The following is a 777-nucleotide window of genomic DNA, read 5'->3' as shown; positions in this document are numbered from 1 at the left end:
AGCGATGACGCGAAGGACGGCGGCTATCGGCGTGTAGAGGTTCTGACGGGGCCTGGCCGACGGCGGAAGTGGTCTGTAGACGACAAGGCGCGGATCGTGGCGGAGATGCTGCGGCCCGGCACAGTGGTGGCCGATGTGGCGCGACGCTGGCAGGTCAGTTCGCAGCGGGTGTTTACGTGGCGCCGGGAGATGCGGCACGCGGCGGTGGCGCCGCAGGGCTTCGTGCCGATCGTGGCGGAGACGCCGATGTGCGCGGCCGAGACGGCTTTGCCATCGCCACCACCTTCGCCGCTAACGATCGAGGTGGAGGTGGCCGGCGCGGTGCTGCGGGTTGCCCCCGGCACTGACGCCGACCTGCTGACGACAGTGCTGCGGGCGCTCGGGCCTCGGCTGCATGATCGCGCCGCACGCCGGCGTGCGGATCCTGCTGGCGACCAAGCCCGTCGACTTCCGCAAGGGCGCGCACAGCCTTGCCGCGCTCGCCGCCGAGGTGCTGGGCGCCGATCCCTTCCCGGGCGCGGTGCTGGACCGCCCCGCCGGCAGTGGTGTTCCACGACGCGCCAGGCCGCGGCGCCGAGTATGCGAAGGCGTTGCCGGCGACTACCGGGGCATCCTGCAATGCGACGGCTACGCCGCCTACAAGGTGCTGGCCGGCAGGCGCGGAGCCGTCCCCTGGTCGAGGACCTGTCCGCCTGGCTCCCGGCGCAGCTCGCACGCCTGCCCGGCGGCAGCCCGACGGCGGGCGCCATCCGCAACACGCTGAACCATCGCGATGGC

General features: G+C 72.8%; 2 pseudogenes. Both read left to right on the top strand.

Features of this window, described 5'->3' with window-relative positions:
* Positions 1-42 precede the first annotated feature (42 nt).
* A pseudogene (gene tnpA, locus ACFHPP_RS31245) lies at positions 43-369 on the top strand (IS66-like element accessory protein TnpA); the annotation flags it as partial.
* A gap of 164 nt (positions 370-533) precedes the next feature.
* A pseudogene (locus tag ACFHPP_RS31240) lies at positions 534-777 on the top strand (IS66 family transposase); the annotation flags it as partial.

Origin of the sequence: Falsiroseomonas sp. E2-1-a20 (assembly GCF_051433195.1) — a bacterium.
In the GTDB taxonomy this organism is placed as follows: domain Bacteria; phylum Pseudomonadota; class Alphaproteobacteria; order Acetobacterales; family Acetobacteraceae; genus Falsiroseomonas.
Note: the sequence above shows the minus strand (reverse complement) of the source record. Positions and strands in the feature narration are given on the sequence as shown.